This is a genomic window from Stenotrophomonas pavanii (genome assembly GCF_900101175.1).
Classification (GTDB): Bacteria; Pseudomonadota; Gammaproteobacteria; order Xanthomonadales; family Xanthomonadaceae; genus Stenotrophomonas; species Stenotrophomonas pavanii.
In genome coordinates, this window is the sequence record NZ_FNFQ01000012.1 from 1 (window position 1) to 22718 (window position 22718).

Here is a 22718-nt window from a genome sequence, read left to right on the forward strand (position 1 = left end):
TGGCCCCGATGAACCGCGAAAGTGGCACCTGGCAGGGCCAACGGCGGATCAGTGGTGGGCGCGCGGTGGTACGCGAAGCCCTTTACATGGCGGCCCTGACGGCCATCCGGTACGAGCCAAGACTGCGCGCGTTTTACGCTGGTCTGAAGGCCAAGGGCAAAGCGAGCAAGGTGGCGCTCGTGGCGGTCATGCGCAAAATGCTGGTGATCCTAAACGCCCGTAAGCGGGACGCCGAGGTGGCCCTCGGCTGCCCCTGACAAGACAGTTGCTACTGCAGCTGCAGGCCGGTCCGTAGCACCGGCAGCAGCCACTCGACGAACACCTGCACGCGTAGTGCGCGGTGTTGCCGGTGCGGTTGCAGCAGGGTCACCGGCAGCGGCTGCGCTACGTGCTGCGGCATGACCTCCACCAGGGCGCCGGATTGCAGCTCGGCCTGCACGTCGTAGCGCGGAATCTGCAGCAGCCCCAAACCCGCCACGCAGCACGCGATCGACGCCTCGGCGCTGTTGACCCGCACCCAGCCGGGCATCGGCAGCGTGCGCAGCTGGGCGCCATCCTGCCATTCCCACGGTTCCACCCGTGCCGTGGTCGGCGACGCATAGTTCACCGCGCGGTGCTGCTGCAGCTCGGCAGGATGCTGCGGAACACCGTGCTCGCGCAGGTAGGCGGGCGCGGCCACGTTGACGAAGTCGAGCTGGCCCAGCGTGCGCGCCACCAGGCTGGAATCGCCCAGCTGGCCGACCCGCAGCACGGCATCGCAGCCGTCTTCGATCAGGTTCACCGCGCGATCGGTCATGCCCAGGTCCACTTCCACCTGCGGCTGGCGCGCGAAGAAGTCGGGCAGGGCCGGGGCGATGATGCGGCGGCCGATGCGGCTGGGCACATCGATCTTCAGCAAGCCCATCGGCTGCGCGTCGTCCTGGCGGAACAGCGATTCGGCGTCCTCAACCTCGGCGATCAGGCGCAGGCAGCGCGCATGGAACACGTCGCCGTCGTGGGTGGTGGACACCCGGCGGGTCGAGCGCTGCAGCAGGCGGGTGCCGAGCCGCTGCTCCAGCTCCGCAATCGCCGCCGAAACGGTGGAGCGGGGCAGGCCGAGCTGGTCGGCGGCGCGGGTGAAGCTGGCGCACTCCACAACCCGGGTGAAGATGCGGAAGCGGTCGATCCGGTCCATTGTTCGCGGGCTCTGGAAAGTTAAGTCAATGCGGCGGGCTTTATCCGCATTTTCTGCACGATATCGTCGTCAGGGCAGGGTTGCCACCCCGGGCCACCCTCCTCCCGAGACTCACGCCATGACCGACCATTCCCTGAAGGGCAAGACCGTGCTGATCGCCGGTGGCGCCAAGAACCTGGGCGGACTGATCGCCCGCGACTTCGCCCGCCAGGGCGCCAAAGCCATCGTCATCCACTACAACAGCGCCGCCAGCCAGGCCGACGCCGAAGCGACCGTTGCCGCCGTGCAGGCTGCCGGCAGCAAAGCGGTGGCGCTGCAGGGCGACCTGACGACGGCGGCAGCGATGGAGCGCCTGTTCGCCGAGGCCGTGGCAGCGGTCGGACGTCCCGACATCGCCATCAATACGGTCGGCAAGGTGCTGAAGAAGCCGCTGCTGGACATCAGCGAAGCGGAGTATGACGAGATGAGCGCGGTCAACGCCAAGGCCGCATTCTTCTTCCTGAAGGAGGCCGGCCGTCATGTCAACGACGGCGGCCGCATCTGCACTCTGGTCACCTCGCTGCTGGGTGCGTTCACGCCGTTCTATTCCAGCTATGCCGGCACCAAGGCGCCGGTCGAGCATTTCACTCGCGCGGCGTCGAAGGAGTTCGGTGAGCGCGGCATCTCGGTGACCGCGATCGGCCCCGGTCCGATGGACACGCCGTTCTTCTATCCGGCTGAGAGTGCCGACGCGCAGGCGTATCACAAGACCGCGGCGGCGCTGTCGGCGTTCACCCGCACCGGGCTGACCGACATCGCCGACATCGTGCCGTGGATCCGCTTCCTGGTCACCGATGGCTGGTGGATGACCGGTCAGACCATCCTGGTCAATGGCGGTTACACCACCAAATAACGCAGCCATGCAGGGCGTGGCCGCGGCATATCTGTAGCGTCGAGCCATGCCCGACTGCTGTTGCATGAGTCGAGCACGGTTTGACGCTACAGGTATTACCGGATGGGTCAGCCCAGCTTCGCCAGCACCGCATCGGTCGCGGCGGCGGTGCTCACCGCCTGGCCCTTGGCCGCCAGATCGGCGGTGAACACGCCGTCGTCCAGCACCGCGTGCACCGCCGCTTCCACCGCTGCGGCTTCGTCTTCCAGCCCCAGCGAATGGCGCAGCAGCATCGCGGCGCTGAAGATCGTCGCGTACGGGTTGGCGATGCCCTTGCCGGCGATATCCGGCGCCGAACCATGGATCGGTTCGTAGATGCCGACCGCACCCGGCTCGCCCAGTGAGGCCGACGGCAGCAGGCCCAGCGAACCGGCCAGCATCGAAGCTTCGTCGGTGAGGATGTCGCCGAACATGTTCTCGGTGACGATCACGTCGTACTCGCGCGGCTTGGCCAGCAGGTGCATGGCCATCGAATCGACCAGCTGGTGCTCCAGCGCCACGTCCGGGAACTCCTCGCGGCCGATGCGCGCGGCCACGTCACGCCACAGGCGCGAGGTTTCCAGCACGTTGGCCTTGTCCACCGAGGTGAGCTTGCCGCGGCGCTGCTGGGCCAGGCGGAAGGCGCTGCGCAGCACGCGCTCGATCTCGGCCACGGTGTAGCGGCACAGGTCGCTGGCGCTGTCGGCGTCGCGGGTCTTGTCGCCGAAGTAGATGCCGCCGGTCAGTTCGCGCACCACCACGAAGTCAACGCCCTGCAGCAGCTCGGCCTTGATCGGCGAGGCGTGCAGCGCGGCGTCGTGGGTACGCACCGGGCGCAGGTTGGCGTACAGGCCCAGCGCCTTGCGGATCGCCAGCAGGCCCTGTTCCGGGCGCACCTTGGCATTGGGGTCGGACCACTTCGGGCCGCCGACCGCACCCAGCAGCACCGCATGGGCGGCCTGGCACGCAGCCAGCGTCGACGCCGGCAGCGGTTCGCCGTGGCGGTCGATGGCGATGCCACCAATGTCGTGCTCGCTGAAGGTGAAGGTGTGGTTGAAGCGCGTGGCAACCGCCTTCAGGACGGCAACGGCCGCAGCGGCCACTTCCGGGCCGATGCCATCGCCGGGCAGGACAACAATTTCAGCGTGCATGCTCACTCTCGTAACGTTCGATTTCAGGGACACGGCCCAACAGATACCCCAACTGGTCGACGCCTTCCAGCAGGCAGGTCTGCGAGAAGCCATCCAGCGGGAAGGAATAGACGCGGCCATCGGGCGTGCGCAGTTCGCGCGCGGCCACGTCGATGGTCAGTTCGTCGTCGGGGCGCTGCATCAGCGCCTGCACGTCGGCTTCGTCCAGCACGATCGGCAGCAGGCCGTTCTTCAGTGAATTGCCGCGGAAGATATCGGCGATCTCGCTGCTGACAATGGCGCGCAGGCCCAGGTCGGTCAGCGCCCAGGGGGCATGCTCACGCGACGAGCCGCAGCCGAAGTTGCGCCCCGCCAGCAGGATGCTGCGGCCGGCGTTGTGCGGCTGGTTGAAGGCGAAGTCGGCCACCGGCGAACCGTCGGCCTGCCAGCGCCAGTCATTGAACGCGTTGCGGCCCAGGCCGGCGCGTTCGGTGGTGGACAGGAACCGCGCCGGGATGATCTGGTCGGTGTCGATGTTGGTCTGGCGCAGCACCACGCTGGCCGAGGTCAAGGTACGGAAACCGGCCATTACGCCACCTCCTGTGCGAACAGTTCGCGGGTATCGGCAACATGCCCGTTCACCGCGGCCCACGCCGCGCTCATCGGCGAGGCCAGCAGCGTGCGCGAACCGGGGCCCTGGCGGCCTTCGAAATTGCGGTTGCTGGTGCTCACGGCCAGCTGGCCGGGCGCCACCAGGTCGCCGTTCATGGCGATGCACATCGAGCAGCCCGGCTCGCGCCACTCGGCGCCGGCGGCGCGCACGATCTCGTCGATGCCTTCTGCTTCAGCTTCGCGCTTGACGATCTCCGAGCCCGGCACCACCAGCATGCGTACCCGCTCGGCGACACGACGGCCGCGCAGCACCTGCGCGACTTCGCGCATGTCGCTCAGGCGACCGTTGGTGCAGGATCCGACGAACACCACGTCCACCGGCGTACCGGCCAGCGCCCTGCCGGGCTGGAAGTGCATGTAGTCCAGGCCCTTCTGTGCGGCGGCATCGTTGGCTGCCGGGATCGGCGCATCGACCGCGATGGCGGTACCTGGATGAGTGCCCCAGGTCAGGGTCGGACGGACGTCGGCCGCGTCGATGTGCACTTCGCTGTCGAAGCGTGCACCCTCATCACTGCGCAGCTGCTGCCAGCGCGACACCGCGGCCTCGAAGTCGGCACCCTTGGGGCCGCGCGGCGTGTTGGCGACGAAGTCGAAGGTGACCTGGTCCGGCGCCACCATGCCGGCGCGTGCACCGGCCTCGATCGACATGTTGCACAGGGTCATGCGCTGTTCCATGTCCATCGCTTCGATGGTGCTGCCACGGAACTCGATCACATGGCCGGTGCCGCCGTTGACGCCGATCACGCCGATGATGTGCAGCACCACGTCCTTGGCGCCGACCCCCGGCGCCAGCGCACCGTCAACGGTGATTGCCAGGGTCTTGGCCTTGCGCTGCAGCAGGCACTGGGTGGCCAGCACGTGGCCGACTTCGCTGGTGCCGATGCCGAACGCCAGCGACCCGAACGCGCCGTGGGTGGAGGTGTGGCTGTCGCCGCAGACGATGGTCATGCCGGGCTGGGTGAAACCCTGTTCCGGCGCGATCACGTGGACGATGCCGCGGTTGTCAGAAGCCATGTCGAACAGTTCGATGCCGTACTCGGCACAGTTGCGCGCCAGAGTGGCGACCTGTGCTTCGGCGGCGGCGCTGGCGTAGGGCAGCGAGCCGTCGGCGGCGGCAGGCAACGTCGGCGTGGAATGGTCCATCGTGGCCTTGGTGCGATCCGGGCGGCGCGGCGACAGGCCACGCGCGCGCAGCTCGGTGAACGCCTGCGGTGAGGTCACCTCGTGGATCAGGTGCAGGTCGATGTACAGCACGGCGGGCGCGCTGTCGGATTCGGGGACGACCACGTGGGCGTCCCACAGTTTGTCGTACAGGGTGCGGGGTGCGGAGGTCATGCGTATGCCTGGCAGAAGTACGAAGGAGCGGACATCGGGAATGTAGATGAAAGAGGCCGGTCAGCGGCGGCGTGCGAGCACGCGCAGCCGGACGTAGTCGGCCAGCGGCTGGCCGGCGGCATTGCGCGGCAGGTCGGCCAGCAGCGCGCTGGCGGCTTCGCGCACGGCCGCACGGGCCTCGGCCGGCAGATCGTCGAGCAGCGGCGCGGCGAAAACCCGCAGCCAGCCGGCCACGCCGGTCGGCAGCGCGGTCGGGCGCGGCGTGCATTCGATCAGCTGCACGTGGAAGCCATGCTGGCGCAGGCGGTCGGCGTAGGCGTCGGCCGTGGGGAAGTACCACTGGAACGTGCTGGCACCATGGCCATGCGCTGCACGCGCGGCCTGCACTGCGGCGATGATCGTGGCCACGTTGCCATGGCCGCCGAACTCGGCGACGAAGCGCCCGCCGGGGCGCAGCGCGCGGCGCACGCCTTCCAGCACGCGGTCCGGCGTGGTCATCCAATGCAGTGCGGCATTGCTGAACACGGCATCGAATTCGCCGTCGAAGGACAGCGCGTGCCCATCCATCACCTGGGCGTCGACACCGCGGGCACGGGCGGCGATGACCAGTTCCGGCGAGGCATCCACGCCGTGGATGCGGGCGCCGCTGAGGGCCAGCTCGGTGCTGAGCACGCCATCGCCACAGCCCAGGTCGAGGATGCGTTCACCGGCGCGCGGGTCGAGCAGGCGCGATACCGCGCCACCCAGCAGCGGCACGAAGCCAGCATCGATCGCATAGTCCTGGGCGTTCCACTGTTGGCCAGCGGCGTTGGCCGGGGTGGGGGTGTCGAAGGCGATCATGGTGGGTTCCTCAGGCGGTGGCGGAAGCGGGAACGTCGGTGCCGCTGTGGGTGGCGGCCTGGCGCTGGCGCAGCAGGCGGTTGGCCACGTCCAGCCACGCCAGTGCGGAGGCCTCGATGATGTCCTTGCTGGTACCGGTGCCGTCGTACTCCACGCCTTCGTGGCGCACGCTCAGATTGGCTTCACCGCGCGCATCGGCGCCGATGCCGACGCTGTGCACGTGGTAGCTGTCCAGCATCAGCTGCACGCCGGTGGCGGCCGACAGTGCGCCGAACAGCGCATCGACCGGGCCATCGCCCTGCGCGGTCTCAGCCACGCGATTGCCGTCCGGGTCGGACAGTTCGACCAGCGCATTGGCGCGGCTGCCGACATCGCTGATGGTCATCGAGGCCAGCCGGTAGCCCTGCGCGTTGGAGCCACCCTGCATCAGCGCCTGCAGGTCGGCATCGGTCACCACGCGCTGCTGTTCGCACAGGCCCTTGAACTGCTCGAACACCAGCTTCAGTTCGTCTTCGTCCAGCCAGAAGCCCAGCGCACGCAGGCGCGCTTCGACGGCGGCGCGACCGCTGTGGCGGCCCAGCACCATCTGCGAATCCTCCCAGCCGACGTCTTCCGGACGCATGATTTCGTAGGTGCCGCGGTGGCGCAGCATGCCGTGCTGGTGGATGCCCGATTCGTGGGCGAACGCATTGGCGCCGACGATGGCCTTGTTGCGCTGCACCGGCATGCCGACCAGGCGCTGCAGCAGCTGCGAGGTGCCGACGATGCGCGGCGTGTTGATCGAACTGTCCTGTTCGTAGAAGGCTTGGCGCACCTTCAGCACCATCGCGATTTCTTCCAGCGAACAGTTGCCTGCACGTTCGCCGATGCCATTGATGGTGCACTCGACCTGGCGTGCGCCGCCTTCGATGGCAGCCAGCGAGTTGGCCACGGCCAGGCCGAGGTCGTTGTGGCAGTGCGCGCTGAAGATCACATTGGCGGCGTTCGGCACGTCGGCGACGCCAGCGATGACCTGCTGGAACATCGCGCGGATCTCTTCCGGCGTGGTGAAGCCGACGGTGTCGGGCAGGTTGATGGTGGTGGCGCCGGCGGCAATGGCCACGCGCGAGACTTCGATCAGGTAGTCCAGCTCGGTGCGGGTGGCATCCTCGGCCGAGAATTCGACATCGTCGATGTACGAGCGTGCCAGCGATACATGCTTGCGTACCGACTCCAATACCTGCTCGCGGGTCATCCGCAGCTTGTGCTCGCGGTGCAGCGGGCTGGTCGACAGGAACACGTGCAGGCGCGGGTTGGCCGCCGCTTCCAGTGCACGTGCCGAGGTCTCGATATCGGCCTGCAGGCAGCGCGACAGCACCGCCAGGCTCAGGCTCGGGCGGCGCAGTTCGCGGCCGATCAGGGCCATCGCCTCGCGGTCGGACTGCGAGCTGGCCGGAAAGCCGGTCTCGATGATGTCCACGCCCAGTTCGTCCAGCGCACGCGCCATCACCAGCTTCTGCGGCGGGCTCATGCTGCAGCCGGGGGACTGCTCGCCGTCACGCAGGGTGGTGTCGAAGATGCGGATGCGCGGGGTGGTAATTCGTTCGATGGTGGTCACAGGGAAATCTCCTCGACAGCGGGTGCGACGGCTTGCAGGGGGGAAGGGGAAGAGGCGGGGGAGGCGAGGGCGCTGGCCTTGCCGGGCGAGCGCGGTGTTTCGCTGCGCCGTCGCCGAGGCTTGCGCGGCGGGCGCGGACGGATGTCGGTGAGCAGGCCGGCCAGGACACCGGCATCGATGTTGCCGCCGGATACCACCGCGCACTTGCGGCGGCCGGCCACGCGGCGGCCTGCGGCCAGGGCCAGCGCGCCGGCGCCCTCGGCGATGATGTGTTCTTCCAGTGCCAGCCGGACCAGGGTTTCGCGCAGCTCGGCCTCGCGCACGATCACCACGTCATCCAGCAGTGAGGTGCACAGGCGGCGGGTGAGGAAACCGGGAATCTTGACCCGCACGCCGTCGGCCAGCGAGGCGACGGGGGCGATCTCGTGCACGTCGCCGCGGATCGCGCGTGCCATCGAATCAACGCCTTCCACCTGCGCGCCGACCACGCGCACGCCCTGTGATTTCAGCGCCAGTGCAACGCCGGAAGCCAGCCCGCCGCCACCGATCGGCACGATCACCACGTCCGGCGCGTGCGCGGCCAGCTCGATGCCGACGGTGCCCTGGCCGGCGATCACGTCGGCGTCGTCGAAAGCGGACAGGAAGCGGTAACCGTGGCGTTGCGCCAGTTCGACGGCGAAGGCGTAGGCCTCGTCGTAGCTGGTGCCATGCTGGCGCACGGTGGCGCCCCAATGGGCGACGCCGGCGATCTTGGTGGCCGGTGCGCCATGCGGCATCACGGTGATGGCCGGCACGTCCAGGCGGTAGGCGGCCCATGCCACGCCCTGGGCGTGGTTGCCGGCCGAGGCGCAGATCACCGGCCGGGTGTCACCGCGCTCGCGGCCGGCCAGCAGCGCGTTCAGGGCGCCGCGTACCTTGTAGGAACCGGTGCGCTGCAGGTTCTCCAGCTTCAGCCAGGTGCCGAAGCGCTCGGCATGGTGCAGCGGGGTGGGCGGCAGGAAGCGGCGCAGGCGGGCCTGCGCTGCCAGGACGTCGGCAACGCTTACGTCGCCGACATCGCTTTCCTGGTTGGTGTCAGCGGCCGGCATGGGCCACCAGCGCGGTGCGGAGGACCGCCGCATGCGGGCACGGACGACGAAGAAGACGCCTCCGTACCGGCACCGTGGTCGCTACGGTACGGGTGTTCATGGGGCTGCTCCTTCCACGGCCGTGACCTGCACGGACACGCAGTCGTAGATCTTCTCGATCTGGCGGCACAGCGTTTCCGCCGGGCGCTGGCCATCCACCACCAGCTGCAGGTGCCAGCGGCCATCGTCGGCGGCCACCGGCGCACCGCTGATCGCGCGCGGCGCGAAGCCGCGGCGTTCGGCCATGCCGATCACGCGCAGCAGCGCGCCTTCGGCCGGGTGCAGCACCAGGTCAAGCCGGTAGTGCATTGGGGGTCTCCTGGCGGGCGTGGGCGGGGTTGCTTTCCAGCATCGTGCTGTTGGCGGTGTTCGGCGGCACCAGCGGCCACACGTTGGCGCGCGCATCGATGGCCACGTGCAGCAGCGCCGGGCCCGGCTCGGCCAGCAGCGCGGCCAGGCCGCCCTCGACGTCGTCGCGTGCGTCGATGCGGGTCGCGGCGATGCCGAACACCTGCGCCAGCGCGACGAAGTCGGGGTTGTCGGACAGGTCGATCTCGCTGTAGCGCTCGGCGAAGAACAGCTCCTGCCACTGCCGCACCATGCCCAGCGAACTGTTGTCCAGCAGCACGATCTTCACCGGCAGGCGGCAGCGCGCGATGGTGGCCAGCTCCTGCACGTTCATCATGAAGCTGCCATCGCCGGACACCAGCACCACCGTACGTTCCGGGCACGCAAACTGCGCGCCCATCGCCGCTGGCAGGCCAAAGCCCATGGTGCCCAGCGCGCCACTGGTCAGGTGGTTGCGCGGGTGGTTGAAGCGGCAGTGCTGCGCGACCCACATCTGGTGCTGGCCGACGTCGCAGGCGATCACCGCATCGGCCGGCGCCAGTTCGCTCAGGCGCTTCAGCAGTGCCGGGGCGTAGATGTGCTGGCCCGGTGCGTCGTAGCGCGCGGCGAAGCGATCGCGGTGCTGTGCACAGCGCTTGCGCCATGCGTCCTGATGGGCCTTGGGGGAGGGGAAGGCCGCACGCAGGGCACGGATGGCATGGCCGACGTTGCCGGGCACGGCGATATCGGCGCTGCGCAGCTTGGAGATCTCGTAGGCGTCGGCATCGATATGGACGACGCGGGCGAACGGTGCGAATTCGGCCAGCTTGCCAGTGGCACGGTCATCGAAGCGTGCGCCCAGCACCAGCAGCAGGTCGCTTTCCTGCACCGCCATGTTGGCCGCGCGGGTACCGTGCATGCCCAGCATGCCCAGCGACTGCGGATGGCTGGCCGGCAGCGCGCCCAGCCCGCGCAGCGTCATCACGGTGGGGATGGCGCTGGCTTCGACGAAGTCGCGCAGGTCCTGCACCGCATCGCCCAGCGCGATGCCGCCCCCGGCGTAGACCACCGGCTTCTCGGCCGCGGCCAGCGCGGCAATGGCCTCGGCGATGGCGGCCTCGGCCGGTGCTGGCGGCGGTTCGACGCCGCTGGGCACATGCGCCGGCAGATGGCTGGCATCGGCCAACTGCACGTCCTTGGGCAGGTCGATCAGCACCGGGCCGGGGCGACCCTCACGGGCAATGCGGAACGCATCGGCCACCACGCGCGGCAGGTCATCGACGCTGCGCACCAGCCAGCTGTGCTTGACGATCGGCATCGTCAGGCCGAACACATCCAGTTCCTGGAAGGCGTCGGTACCCAGCAGCGGCGTGCCGACCTGGCCGGTGATGCAGACCATCGGCACCGAGTCGAGCATCGCATCGGCGATGCCGGTCACCAGGTTTGAGGCGCCGGGGCCGGAGGTGGCCACGCAGACGCCGACCTGGCCACTGGCGCGGGCGAAGCCATTCGCCGCCAGTGCGGCACCCTGCTCGTGGCGCACCAGGATGTGCTTCAGCGACGAATCCACCAGCGCGTCGTAGAACGGCATGATGGTGCCGCCGGGATAGCCGAACAGCGTGCGGACGCCTTCGGCTTCCAGCGCCTGGGTCAGCCAGCGCGCGCCGTTGGGCGGCGCGCTGCGGTGTGTGGAAGAGTTCATGGGGGAACCTTGCAAAGCGGGTGGGGGAGGGCCGCGCGGTTACGCGGCCTGTCCTTGCAACCAGACCATCTTGGCGCGCAGTTCCTTGCCCACCTTCTCGATCGGGTGCTCCAGGTCGGCCTGCTTGAACCGGTTGTAGTTCGGCAGGCCCGCTTCGTACTCGGCCACCCAGTTCTTGGTGAAGGTGCCGTCCTGGATGTCCTTCAGCACTTCCTTCATGCGCGCCTTGGTGCTGGCGTCGATCACCCGCGGGCCGCTGACGTAGTCGCCGTACTGCGCGGTTTCAGAGATGAATTCCAGCATGCGCGAGATGCCACCTTCGTAGAACAGGTCGACGATCAGTTTCAGTTCGTGCAGCACTTCGTAGTAGGCGATCTCCGGCTGGTAGCCCGCTTCCACCAGGGTCTCGAAACCGGCCTGCACCAGCGCCGAGGCGCCGCCGCACAGCACCGCCTGCTCGCCGAACAGGTCGGTCTCGGTCTCTTCCTTGAAGGTGGTCTGGATCAGGTTGGCGCGTGCACCGCCGAGGCCGGCCGCATAGGCCAGTGCGTACTCGGCGGCCTTGCCGCTCTTGTCCTGGTAGACCGCCCAGATGCAGGGCACGCCACGGCCGATCTCGTACTCGCGGCGCACCAGCGCGCCCGGGCCCTTGGGCGCAACCAGCACCACGTCCAGGTCTTCGCGCGGCCTGATCATGTCGAAGTGCACGTTCAGGCCGTGCGCGAACAACAGCACCGCACCCTGTTTCATGTTCGGCGCCAGCACGTCGTCGTAGAGCTTCTTCTGCACCATGTCCGGCGTCAGCACGGCGACCAGGTCGGCATCCCTCACCGCATCCGCCGGTGCTTTCACGGTGAAGCCATCGGCCTGTGCCTTGACCTCGGTCGGGCCGCCCGGACGCAGGCCTACCACCACGTCGAAGCCGGATTCGCGCAGGTTCAGTGCGTGGGCGCGGCCCTGGCTGCCGTAGCCGATGACGGCGATCTTGGTCTGGGGCAGGTCGTTGGTGCTCATGGGGGAGGTTCCTTGCGGTGGGAAGAAAAAAGAACGGCCGGTCGTCGAGGTGACGTACCGGCCGGTCAGGGGAAAGCGGTGGAGGAGGCACCATGCGCCGCACAGGCACAGCCACCACGAGGTGTCGTGGCGGTGCTGCTCCAGGTGTTGACGTTGGCGGAGTTCATGGTGGTTGCGTCTGAAACCAGGTCCTGAAATGAAAAAACCCGCACCGGGGCGGGTGCGGGTTTTGATGAGTTCCGGTGTATCTGCTGCTTACACGCTGGCTCGTCCCGCACCTGTTGGCTGGGTAATAAGTACGAGCACAAGAATCGAACGCAGCGAGGCGGCGCCGGTGGCGGCGGCTTCGATGTGGGTTCGCGGTGGCGTGTTGTGATGCAACATGTGATCGAGAGAAACACAGCCGTTTTGGCGGTGTCAACCCTCGCGGCAGAATTTTTCAAGGTTTCGGCTGCATCCGGCGCAATCGCTTGTGGCGCAAGGATGGTTGCCGCTGAAAGTGTTTCGGTGAACCCGAATTCACTCCTTTCAGGGCGGTTTTTGCGCGGAATCCGGCGGCTTTCTGCCTTGGTCTGCATCCACCCCGGGATCAACGTCCATGACCTCTGCCCGATACCGCAGGGAGGTCGCAGCGGCGAAGATCAGGGGATCACCCTTCCATCGGAACCCGACCGTGTCCCGACGCCTTGCCCGATCCCTGCTGGCCGCCGCCGTGCTGGCCGCCGTGCCCGCATTGTCCCTCGCCGCCGACCGCATCACCGGCCACACCTTCGCCACCCGTTCGGAGGTGATCGCCCCGCATGCGATGGCCGCCACCTCGCAGCCGCTGGCCACCCAGATCGCGCTGGACGTGATGAAGGGGGGGGGTTCGGCGGTGGACGCGGCGATTGCCGCCAACGCGGCGCTTGGCCTGATGGAGCCGACCGGCAATGGCATCGGCGGCGACCTGTTCGCCATCGTCTGGGACCCGAAGACACAGAAGCTCTATGGCTACAACGGATCGGGCCGCTCGCCGAAGTCGCTCACCCTGGCCGAGTTCCAGCGCCGTGGCCTGAAGGACATCCCGGCCACCGGCCCGTTGCCGGTGTCGGTGCCCGGTGCCGTCGACGGCTGGTTTGCCCTGCACGGCCGCTTCGGCCGCAAGCCGATGGCCGACAACCTGGCGCCGGCCATCCGTTACGCCCGCGAAGGCCACCCGGTGGCCGAAGTGATCGCCTACTACTGGGACCGCTCGGTGCCGAAGCTGTCGCAGTACCCGGGCTTCAAGGAGCAGTTCACGATCAACGGCCACGCCCCGCGCAAGGGCGAGATGTGGAAGAACCCGAACCTGGCCAGCACGCTGCAGAAGATCGCCGACGGCGGGCGCGACGCCTTCTACAAGGGCGACATCGCCCGCACCATCGGTGACTACTTCAAGGCCAACGGTGGCTACCTGAGCTACCAGGACATGGCCGATCACCAGGGTGAATGGGTCGAGCCGGTCAGCAGCAACTACCGTGGCTACGACGTCTGGGAGCTGCCGCCGAACAGCCAGGGCATCGCTGCGCTGCAGATCCTCAACGTGCTGGAAGGCTACGATTTCTCGAAGATCCCGTTCGGCTCACCCGAGCACGTGCACCTGTTCGTTGAAGCGAAGAAGCTGGCCTTCGCCGACCGTGCGCGCTTCTATGCCGACATGGCGTTCCAGCCGGCACCCGTGCAGAAGCTGATCTCCAAGGAGTACGCCGCGCAGCGCCGCGCGCTGATCTCGATGGACAAGGCGTTGAAGGAAGTACAGCCGGGCACGCCGAAGCAGCTGGAGGAGGGCGACACGATCTACATGACCGTGGCCGACGCCGACGGCATGATGGTGTCACTGATCCAGTCCAACTACCGCGGCATGGGCAGCGGCATGGCGCCGCCGGGGCTGGGCTTCATCCTGCAGGATCGTGGCGAGATGTTCGTGCTGCAGAAGAACCATCCCAACGGCTATGCCCCGGGCAAGCGCCCGTTCCAGACCATCATCCCGGCCTTCATCACCAAGGGCGGCAAGCCGTATGCCAGCTTCGGCGTGATGGGGGGTGCGATGCAGCCGCAGGGGCACGCGCAGATCGTGATGAACCTGGTCGACTTCGGCATGAACCTGCAGGAGGCCGGCGACGCACCGCGGATCCAGCATGAAGGTTCGACCGAGCCGACCGGGCAGGCCACGGCGATGACCGACGGTGGTGAAGTGAACCTGGAAACCGGCTTCCCGTATGAAACCGTGCGTGCGTTGATGCGCAAGGGGCATCGCATCGTGTTCGCCGATGGTCCGTATGGCGGGTACCAGGCGATCATGCGCGATCCGGAGACCGGGGTTTACTACGGGGCTTCGGAGAGCCGCAAGGATGGGCAGGCGGCGGGGTATTGAGGTTTCCCGGCCAACGGGCTGAGCCCCCTCTGCGGTGGGTTCAGAAGCGGAATAGCTTGTTGGGCCGGGTGGGTAGGCTGTTCGGGGGACGCCGCAAGTACGTCCTTGTAGGCTTGGCAGCCGCATCCATGCGGCTGACACCCCCGCCCAGCCCACCCACACCGCCCCACCCAACCAGCAGAAACCCGGAGCCGCCTTTGAATTTGACCTTGGCCCTTGCCTGGAAAAGCAGTGCAGCCGCAGGCTGCAAAACCCCCTCAATCCCGATCCTGCGCGCGCGCGGCCTCCGCCTGCGTCTCCTCCTGCGCCGCCATCTCGCGTGCGATCCACGCATCGATCATGTGCCGCTGACGCTGCGCTTGGCGTCGCTCACGCGTGTATTCCTGGTCCAGCACCCGGTACAGCGACACCATCACCAGCACCATCAGCAGCGCGAACGGCAACGCCGCGATCGTGATCATGCCCTGCAGCGCATCCAGTCCTCCGGCCAGCAGCAGTGCACCGGCAATCAGCGCCACGCCCACACCCCAGGCCAGCTTGCGCTTGGACGGTGGGTCACCAGCTTCATCGGTGGACATGCTGGCCAGCACCAGTACCGCCGAGTCGGCCGACGTCACGAAGAAGATCATCAACAGCACCAGCGCGATGCACGACAGCAGCAACGGCAGCGGCATGCTGTCGAACATCGTGAACAGCACCGTCTCATAGCCATTGCCCAGTGCCTGCACCAGGTCGGCCTGGCCGAAGATCTGCATCCAGATTGCGGTGCCGCCGAACACCGAGAACCAGAAGAAGCCCAGCAGCGTTGGGGCCAGCACCACGCCGATCACGAACTCGCGCACGCTGCGCCCGCGCGAAATGCGCGCGATGAACGAACCGACGAACGGTGCCCAGGAAATCCACCAGGCCCAGTAGAAGATCGTCCAGTCGGCCACCCAGGTGCTGGATGAGAACGGCGACATGCGCAGGCTCATCGTCACCAGTTGGTTGAGGTAGGAGCCGAGCGTGGTGGTGAACGTGTTGAAGATCGCGCCGGTCGGGCCCAGCACCAGCACCAGCAGCAACAGCACGGCCGCCAGGGCCAGGTTGAAGTTGGACAGCCATTTGACGCCGCGGTCGACGCCGCTGAGCGTGGAGGCCATGTACAGCACGAAGGCCACTGCGATGATCACCAGCTGCAGCGTGGGGCCGGCGTGCAGGCCGAATACGCGCTCCATGCCCGCGGCGATCTGAATGGTGCCGAAACCCAGCGTGGTGGCAACACCGATCGCGGTGGCGACGACAGCGGCGATGTTGACCACGCGGCCGATCCAGCCGCGGTGGTGGCGGCCGATGATCGGCTGCAGCATGTCACTGACCAGGCCGCGACCATTGCGGTTGAACTGGAACCAGGCCATTGCCAGGCCGATCAACGCGTAGATCGCCCAGGGGTGCAGGCCCCAATGGAAGAACGCGTAGCGCATCGATGCACGCGCAGCGTCCATGCTCTCCGGCGCCAGTCCCTCCGGTGGCTTGCTGAAGTGCGAAATGGGCTCGGCGGCGCCCCAGAACACCAGGCCGATGCCCATGCCGGCGGCGAACAGCATCGACATCCAGCTGGCCCGCGAGAACTCCGGCTCGGCGTCTTCGCCGCCGATGCGCAGATTGCCGAAGCGGCCAAAGGCCAGGTACATCAGGAACACCAGGGCCAGGAACACGACCAGCAGGTAGAGCCAGCCGATGCCACGGATTAGTTCGCCGAGGATGCTCTGCACCACGGCGTTGAAGGGGCCGGGGGCGATGCCGGCGAGCAGCACCAGCAGCAGGACCAGTGCGATGGAAACGCGAAACACCATGAAGGAGCTTCTCCGATCAAGGGGATTGAGGGGAGCGAGCAGAGCTTGCAGCGGGGGGCCGGCGGCGTGCAGCACGGACCGGGCAGGGACCGCAGGGGCGGCGAGGGAAGCATCGGTCGCAGCGACACGATGGGCGTGCACGTTACTGAACGCGACGTCATGGTTCTGTTAACGGGCAGCGATCAGGGGCAGATCCGCTTCCCGCAGGAAAACGGAGCTGACCCCGCAGGCAACGCCGGAGGCGGGCGGTCTATGCTCTAATGCACGCCAAGAAGCGGGGGTACCGCGGCCACAGTTGGCCACGGTTGAGACAGTCCCTTGGAACCTGATCCGGCTCATACCGGCGTAGGGAAGCTTCGCAGTGCCGCCGTGCCCGGACGCCGCCCAAGGACCGTCCGCGCGCGTTCGCAGTGCGCCGCCGCTTCGTCCCTGACCTCCCTGGACGATGCCCGATGAACGCACAGCTCTCTGCCCTGCAGCAACAGGCCCAGCAACTCTCCGAATCCGTGACCCGGCCCATTCCCGGCTCGCGCAAGATCCACGTGCCCGGTTCGCGCCCGGATCTGCAGGTGCCGATGCGCGAGATCGCGTTGACCCGCACCCCGACGCTGTTCGGTGGCGAAGAGAATGCGCCGGTCACGGTCTATGACACGTCCGGCCCGTACACCGATCCGGACGTGCGCATCGACCTGTCTTCGGGCCTGCCGGCGCTGCGCCGGAGCTGGGTGGAGGAACGCGGCGATACCGAACAGCTCGATGGCCTGAGCTCGTCGTTCGGTCGCGATCGCGAGCATGACCCCAGGCTCGATGCCGTGCGCTTCCCCGCGCGCAGCCTGCCGCGGCGTGCCCGCGCAGGCGCCAATGTCACCCAGATGCACTACGCGCGCCGCGGCATCATCACGCCGGAAATGGAATTCGTCGCCATCCGCGAGAACCAGCGGCTGGACGCCATCCGCGATGCGGGCCTGCTGCAGCAGCATCCAGGCGAGGCGTTCGGCGCGTCGATCCAGAAGATCATCACCCCCGAGTTCGTACGTGACGAGATCGCGCGCGGCCGTGCGGTGCTGCCCAACAACATCAATCATCCGGAAAGCGAGCCGATGATCATCGGTCGCAATTTCCTGACCAAGATCAATGCCAACATCGGCAACAGTGCGGTTTCCTCGGGCATTGCCGAGGAAGTGGAGAAGCTGGTGTGGGCGATCCGCTGGGGCGGTGACACGGTGATGGACCTGTCCACCGGCAAGCACATCCACGAGACCCGCGAATGGATCATCCGCAATTCGCCGGTGGCGATCGGTACCGTGCCGATCTACCAGGCGCTGGAAAAGGTCGACGGCCGCGCCGAAGCGCTTACCTGGGAGATTTTCCGCGACACGCTGATCGAGCAGGCGGAACAGGGCGTGGACTACTTCACCATCCATGCCGGCGTGCTGCTGCGCTACGTGCCGCTCACCGCCAAGCGGGTGACCGGCATCGTCAGCCGCGGTGGTTCGATCATGGCAAAGTGGTGCCTGGCACACCACAAGGAGAACTTCCTCTACACGCACTTCGAAGACATCTGCGAGATCATGAAGGCCTACGACGTGACCTTCTCGCTGGGCGACGGCCTGCGCCCGGGCTGCATCGCCGACGCCAACGATGCCGCGCAGTTCGGTGAGCTGGAAACGCTGGGCGAGCTGACGAAGATCGCCTGGAAGCACGACGTGCAGACCATGATCGAAGGCCCCGGCCACGTGCCGATGCAGCTGATCAAGGAGAACATGGACAAGCAGCTGCGCGAGTGCGGCGAAGCGCCGTTCTATACGCTGGGGCCGTTGACCACCGATATCGCGCCGGGCTACGACCACATCACCAGCGCGATCGGTGCGGCGATGATTGGTTGGTTCGGCACGGCGATGCTCTGCTACGTGACGCCGAAGGAGCACCTCGGCCTGCCCAATCGCCAGGACGTGCGTGACGGCATCATGGCCTACCGCATCGCCGCGCATGCGGCCGACCTGGCCAAGGGCCATCCGGGCGCGCAGGTGCGCGACAACGCGCTGAGCAAGGCGCGCTTCGAGTTCCGCTGGGAAGACCAGTTCCACCTGGGCCTGGATCCGGAGAAGGCCAAGGAGTTCCATGACGAGACGCTGCCGAAGGATGCTCACAAGCTGGCGCACTTCTGCTCGATGTGCGGCCCGCACTTCTGTTCGATGAAGATCACCCAGGATGTGCGCGACTACGCCGAGGCGGGCATGAAGGAGAAGTCGGAGGAGTTCCGTGCCGCCGGCGCCGAGGTATACCACCAGGGCTGATGCGGAAACGGGGTGCCGGCCAGCGGCCGGCACTACCGCTCATCACGCCGCGCCCGGCTATTCTCCGCCCATCACCCAGGGGAATGCACGCCATGCCCGTTGCGATCACCACCCGTTGGCTGGCCATTGCCCGCCGTCATCCCTCGGCCTGGTTGCTGGGCGCGCAGTTGCTGGCGGTGCTGCTGTACCCCGCGCTGGATGACACCGCCGCCGGCCGCGCGGCACTGGGCATGTTCGGCATGGCGGTTCTCGGCCTGGCGCTGTGGGTGGTCCAGCGCAGCCCGCTGGGTACCTGGCTGGCACTGTTGCTGGCCATTCCGTCGGTGGTGTTTTCGCTGGCCGGTGCGCTGCTCGACCGCACCACGCTGCTGACCACCGCGCAGTTGCTGGAAAGCCTGCTGTACTTCTATACGGCCGGCGCACTGATCGCCTACATGCTCCAGGACCACAAGGTCACCCGTGACGAGCTGTTCGCCGCCGGCGCGACCTTTACGCTGCTGGCGTGGGCGTTCGCCTTCGCATTCGCGGTGTGCCAGCAGTGGTATCCAGGCAGTTTCCACGGCTCCAGTGGTGGTGCGCAGCGCAGTTGGATGGAGCTGCTTTATCTGAGCTTCAGCTTGCTCTCCGGCGTCGGTCTGAGTGACGTCGTGCCACTGCATCCGCAGGCACGTGCACTGGTCATGCTGGAGCAGTTTTCCGGCGTGATGTACGTCGCTTTGGTGGTTTCGCGACTGGTCGGACTGACCATGTTGCGGCGTGTATGAAAATGAACGCCAGATAAAAATTTCGCGCCCAAAAGGGCGCGAATGGTGTCGCGAATTATGTGAATGCGTCGGCGAGAGAGAGCCTGATGTCGACCACGCGATAGGCGAGGTAACCGGCATAGGCTAGTATTCGCGCGCTCGATTGTTTTTGCGGTATGCGCCGATGCTTTGTGCGGAGTCTGGCTTTTCGCTGTTCCCAGGACGGGGCGGTATCGAAGGCAAACGCTGCCCGGGACTGTCTCTACTGTGTAGCAGAAAATGAACAGCAGCGAAATCCAGCCACCTGTATCCGACCGGATACGGATAGGAGAGTGCACCGTCACTCTGTCCTCGCGTGAGGTCGAGGTCGTCGGTGCGCGTCGTGCGCGCCGGCTGACGCCGAAAGCGCTGGGTGTGCTGCGCGTGCTGCTGCGGCAGCCGGGGCGCGTGGTGACCCGCGATGAACTGTTCGCGGAAGTGTGGCCGGACACGCTGCCGACCAACGATGTGCTCACCCAGGCTGTCACCCAGTTGCGCAAGGCGTTCAGCAACGACGACGGCAACGGGCAGGCCTATATCGAAACCATCGCCAAGACCGGCTACCGGCTGCGGGTGCCGGTGCAGGTGCTGGACGATGCCGGGCCTGCGGCCGCAGTCGCGGCTGAGGACGAAGACCTGGCCGTGCAGCCGGAGACTGCTGCTGCGTTGCCCGCGCATGCAGAGGGCGCGCGTCGTCGCTGGCGCCATGTCCGCCGTCGCGTGCTGCTGGCACTGGGCCTGGTGATGCTGGCGTTGCTGCTGGTGCTCACCGCGCTGTTGCTGCGTCGGGCGCCGGCCAGCAGTTCGGCGGTAGAGGCTGCCGTGGAAAACGGCACGCGGGTGATCGGCAGCCCCCAGCGTCCGTATCGGTTGATCACCGCGACCAGCGGCTTTGAAACCTATCCCACGCTGTCACCGGACGGTTCGCTGGTGGCCTATGAAGGGGCCAACGAAGACGGCAACGGTGGTGGCGCGATCAAGGTGCAGACCTCCGGCAACGCGCCGGCGCGCCAGTTGTTGGTTCCCCCGGCCGGTGCGGTCGATCGCTTCCCGAACTGGTCGCCGGATGGTCGTGAGATCGCCTTTGCGCGGTTCTCCGCCGACGGTGGCTGCCAGGTGCTGATCGCCAGCGCCACCGGCGGCGCGCTGCGCCAGGCCACCCGCTGCGATGGCACTGAACTGCTCAGCTTCGACTGGACGCCTGATGGGCGTGGCCTGGTGTTCGGCAGCATGGTCGGGCGCTATGCACACCGTGGCATCCGCGTGCTGGACCTGGCCAGTGGCCAGTGGCGGGCGCTGGCGTACAGCGTCGACGAGGATGACTTCGACTACGCGCCGCGCTATTCGCCCGACGGGCAATGGCTGGTGTTCGTGCGCAATCCGCAGCTCGGTGATCTGTGGCGGGTGCCCGCTGCGGGGGGCACGCCGGAGCAGTTGACCAACGAAGCGGCCGAGCTGCGTGGCTGGGCCTGGCTGGACGACGGCCGCACCATCGTGTTCGGCCGTCGCGTCGACAGCGAAGCCCGGCTCTATTACCTGGATGTGGAGCGGCACACGCTGCGCGATGCCGGCCTGGATGATGCGCAATGGCCGGCCGTGTCACGACGCGGTGGCATGCTGGCCTTCGTTCACCGGCGCGCACAGTTCGGCGTGTTCAAGGTGCCCATGCAGGGCAGCGGCGCGCCCGAGCGCCTGTTTGCCTCCAGCGGCCGCGATGGGCAGCCGATGGCAGCGCCCGATGGGCGCCAGCTGGTCTTTACCTCCGATCGCTCCGGCAGCTTCGCGCTGTGGTGGGCGGACATGCAGCGGCCCGATTCGCTGCGTCCCATCGAAGGCCTGCGGCCCGAAGCGCGGCAGGCACCGGACTGGTCGGCCGACAGCCGTCGGCTGCTGGTGGTCGGCCGCGATGCGCATGGGCGGACCGTGGTCTACGAGATCGCGCCACGCGATGAACGCCTGCAACCGCTGCCGGTGCCGGCCGAACAGCCGCTGCAGGCGCTGTATGGCGCGGCGCCGGAGCAGCTGTTCGTGGTCGAACGCGATGCCGACCAGCGCACCCGGTTGAGCCTGTATGACCGCAGCGCCCAGCCGTGGCGGCGGCTGGCCAGCATCGACGGGGTGTCGCAGGCGCGCTTCGACCGCAACAGCGGCCGGGTGTTGTTCACCCGCCTGGCGGCCGGGGGACTGTGGTCGGTGGACGCAGGATTGTCGCCGGCCAGCGTGCAGCAGATCAGCGATGACCGGCCCAGCCGCTGGCGATACCGGGCCTGGACGGTGGCCGGCAACAACGGCATCGGCTACCTCGGTACCTCGACCACGTGTGGCACCACCTTCGTGCGCATCCAGCCCGGCCACGAAGAGCCGGAACGCTGCCTGGACGCCGAACGGCTCAGTGCCGGCAACGGGCTCAGCGCCAGCGCGGATGGGCGTGACCTGTTCGTGGCGATGGCGGTCAGTGATGGCGCCGACATCGGCGTGATGCGGTTGCCCGAGCGCCCTCCCGCGCTGTTCCCGGCGTTCTCCAAGTTGTTGTTGTTCAAGGGAAATGGACCTTCGTAATTTCTTCGTCGCGATCTCGTGGCGATTTCGTGGCGATCTCGTCTGACTTTCCTGACGCGGTGCCGCCTCATTTGGCAAAACGGAGGCCTGTACTAGGCAAATCCGTGGTGCCCCCATGCGTCAACTCTCGCTGGCCGATCGCGGCCAATCCGTTTCCCTGGACCGGTCGATCGACGACGCCGCGCCGACCTGCCTCGGCGTGGCCCGCCTGGGCAGCCTGCAGACCGCCGGTTCGAGCTTCACCGTCTGGATGCAGGTACGTGGCAGTTCCTGGGTCGAGGCCAAGGAAGGGCGCTTCCGCCTGCGCCAGGGCGAGTGGATCGCGTTCGAGAAGGAATCGCGGCCGCTGGTGCAGGCCGGCCGCAACGGGCTGTGCGTCGGCCTGAACCTGAACGTCGAAGCGCTTCGCGTGTTGACCGAAATGGCCGACTGCGGCCTGTATGCCGGGCGCGGCCGCATGAACCGCAGTGATGCCCGCGTCGCGCTGCGCCTGTGGCGCGACGCGCTGGCCAGCGGCCAGCCGGCCCAGGCCCTGCGCCCGCTGCTGCTGCACCTGGCGGGCCTGCAGCGTGGCCTCGCCGACAACGTGCAGCGCTGTCCGGGCCGCTCGCGCAGCCGCAAGCGCCAGGTGTTCGGCCGCATGCAGCGCGCGCGCCTCTATCTGGAAGGCAACAGCCACCGGGTGGTGCGCATCGGCGAACTGGCCGAGCTGACCAACTTCTCCAGCTGGTATCTCTCCAAGACCTTCCAGAGCCTGTACGAGGAAAGCCCGCAGTCGCTTTCGGCACGGCTGCGCCTCGAACGCGCCGCTGATCTGCTGCGCGACACCGACATGATGGTGGGCGAGGTCGCCGCCGCCAGCGGTTTCGACAACTGCTGCAGCTTCGCGCGTGCGTTCCGTGCCCGCTACGGCCAGTCCGCGTCGCGCTTCAGGGAGAACGGTGGCTTGCTCCCGCCACAATCCGCAAAGTCTCCGGTTGGTTCGCGCAAATACAGCGCTGCAACGCAATCGTAACGTGCTGGGG

At 67.4% G+C, this 22718-nt stretch carries 18 protein-coding genes and 1 riboswitch; of the genes, 7 read left to right on the forward strand and 11 right to left on the reverse strand.

The annotated features are described in order from the left end of the window. Positions 1 to 257, forward strand: a 257-nt coding sequence (locus tag BLS66_RS17540; protein WP_143025190.1) for a transposase, incomplete at its 5' end; no start/stop codon positions are given. Positions 258 to 268: 11 nt separating this feature from the next. Here BLS66_RS17540 and BLS66_RS17545 read toward each other — a convergent pair. Further along, entirely contained in the window at positions 269 to 1174 is a 906-nt protein-coding gene (locus BLS66_RS17545; protein ID WP_074726429.1) for a LysR family transcriptional regulator, read from the reverse strand. 118 nt (positions 1175 to 1292) lie between these two features. On the opposite strand from BLS66_RS17545, the gene BLS66_RS17550 reads away from it, so the two are divergent. Next, entirely contained in the window at positions 1293 to 2066 is a 774-nt protein-coding gene (locus tag BLS66_RS17550) for an SDR family oxidoreductase (RefSeq protein ID WP_049469943.1), read from the forward strand. Positions 2067 to 2173: 107 nt separating this feature from the next. On the opposite strand, the gene leuB is transcribed toward BLS66_RS17550, so the two are convergent. The 9 genes from leuB to ilvC all read right to left on the reverse strand — a co-directional run bounded on the left by leuB (position 2174) and on the right by ilvC (position 11828). Next, positions 2174 to 3235: a 3-isopropylmalate dehydrogenase gene (gene leuB, locus BLS66_RS17555; protein WP_074726430.1), complete on the reverse strand. Its 1062-nt coding sequence runs from the start codon at positions 3233 to 3235 to the stop codon at positions 2174 to 2176. Then, complete coding sequence (leuD, locus tag BLS66_RS17560) at positions 3225 to 3803, reverse strand: 3-isopropylmalate dehydratase small subunit (protein ID WP_005410953.1); 579 nt, start codon at positions 3801 to 3803, stop codon at positions 3225 to 3227. Before leuD ends, leuB begins: the two co-directional genes overlap by 11 nt. Then, the gene (leuC, locus tag BLS66_RS17565) at positions 3803 to 5221 is read right to left on the reverse strand and encodes a 3-isopropylmalate dehydratase large subunit (protein ID WP_074726431.1); all 1419 of its coding nucleotides are present in this window, start codon (positions 5219 to 5221) and stop codon (positions 3803 to 3805) included. The genes leuD and leuC overlap by 1 nt, the downstream gene beginning before the upstream one ends. A gap of 60 nt (positions 5222 to 5281) precedes the next feature. Beyond that, on the reverse strand, positions 5282 to 6061 hold the full coding sequence (locus BLS66_RS17570) for a class I SAM-dependent methyltransferase (RefSeq protein ID WP_074726432.1): 780 nt from the start codon (positions 6059 to 6061) through the stop codon (positions 5282 to 5284). A gap of 10 nt (positions 6062 to 6071) precedes the next feature. After that, the gene (locus BLS66_RS17575) at positions 6072 to 7658 is read right to left on the reverse strand and encodes a 2-isopropylmalate synthase (RefSeq protein WP_053461333.1); all 1587 of its coding nucleotides are present in this window, start codon (positions 7656 to 7658) and stop codon (positions 6072 to 6074) included. Beyond that, positions 7655 to 8746 carry a threonine dehydratase gene (locus BLS66_RS17580; protein WP_074726433.1) on the reverse strand — a complete coding sequence of 364 codons (1092 nt, stop codon included), beginning with the start codon at positions 8744 to 8746 and terminating at the stop codon, positions 7655 to 7657. Before BLS66_RS17580 ends, BLS66_RS17575 begins: the two co-directional genes overlap by 4 nt. Before the next feature lie 96 nt (positions 8747 to 8842). Beyond that, positions 8843 to 9094 carry an ACT domain-containing protein gene (locus BLS66_RS17585; protein ID WP_049469921.1) on the reverse strand — a complete coding sequence of 84 codons (252 nt, stop codon included), beginning with the start codon at positions 9092 to 9094 and terminating at the stop codon, positions 8843 to 8845. Further along, a complete protein-coding gene (ilvG, locus tag BLS66_RS17590; protein ID WP_057494572.1) occupies positions 9078 to 10814 on the reverse strand; it encodes an acetolactate synthase 2 catalytic subunit in 1737 nt (578 codons plus the stop codon). The genes BLS66_RS17585 and ilvG overlap by 17 nt, the downstream gene beginning before the upstream one ends. A gap of 39 nt (positions 10815 to 10853) precedes the next feature. Beyond that, positions 10854 to 11828, reverse strand: a complete 975-nt coding sequence (ilvC, locus tag BLS66_RS17595; RefSeq protein ID WP_074726434.1) for a ketol-acid reductoisomerase — start codon at positions 11826 to 11828, stop codon at positions 10854 to 10856. 673 nt (positions 11829 to 12501) lie between these two features. Here ilvC and ggt point away from each other — a divergent pair. Next, a complete protein-coding gene (ggt, locus tag BLS66_RS17600; RefSeq protein WP_049469915.1) occupies positions 12502 to 14220 on the forward strand; it encodes a gamma-glutamyltransferase in 1719 nt (572 codons plus the stop codon). A 257-nt stretch (positions 14221 to 14477) separates the two neighbouring features. Here ggt and BLS66_RS17605 read toward each other — a convergent pair whose 3' ends face one another. After that, a complete protein-coding gene (locus tag BLS66_RS17605; protein ID WP_049466615.1) occupies positions 14478 to 16055 on the reverse strand; it encodes a BCCT family transporter in 1578 nt (525 codons plus the stop codon). A 266-nt stretch (positions 16056 to 16321) separates the two neighbouring features. Then, positions 16322 to 16425: riboswitch (TPP riboswitch) on the forward strand. 82 nt (positions 16426 to 16507) lie between these two features. Here BLS66_RS17605 and thiC point away from each other — a divergent pair. From thiC to BLS66_RS17630, 4 genes are all read left to right on the forward strand, one after another. Further along, a complete protein-coding gene (thiC, locus tag BLS66_RS17615) occupies positions 16508 to 18352 on the forward strand; it encodes a phosphomethylpyrimidine synthase ThiC (RefSeq protein ID WP_049466619.1) in 1845 nt (614 codons plus the stop codon). A gap of 92 nt (positions 18353 to 18444) precedes the next feature. Further along, entirely contained in the window at positions 18445 to 19116 is a 672-nt protein-coding gene (locus BLS66_RS17620) for an ion channel (protein WP_064239142.1), read from the forward strand. Between the two features lie 258 nt (positions 19117 to 19374). Continuing rightward, positions 19375 to 21693, forward strand: a complete 2319-nt coding sequence (locus tag BLS66_RS17625; RefSeq protein WP_074726435.1) for a winged helix-turn-helix domain-containing protein — start codon at positions 19375 to 19377, stop codon at positions 21691 to 21693. 115 nt (positions 21694 to 21808) lie between these two features. Then, positions 21809 to 22708, forward strand: coding sequence for a helix-turn-helix transcriptional regulator (locus tag BLS66_RS17630; protein WP_049466623.1), 900 nt, complete (start codon positions 21809 to 21811; stop codon positions 22706 to 22708). Positions 22709 to 22718 lie beyond the last annotated feature (10 nt).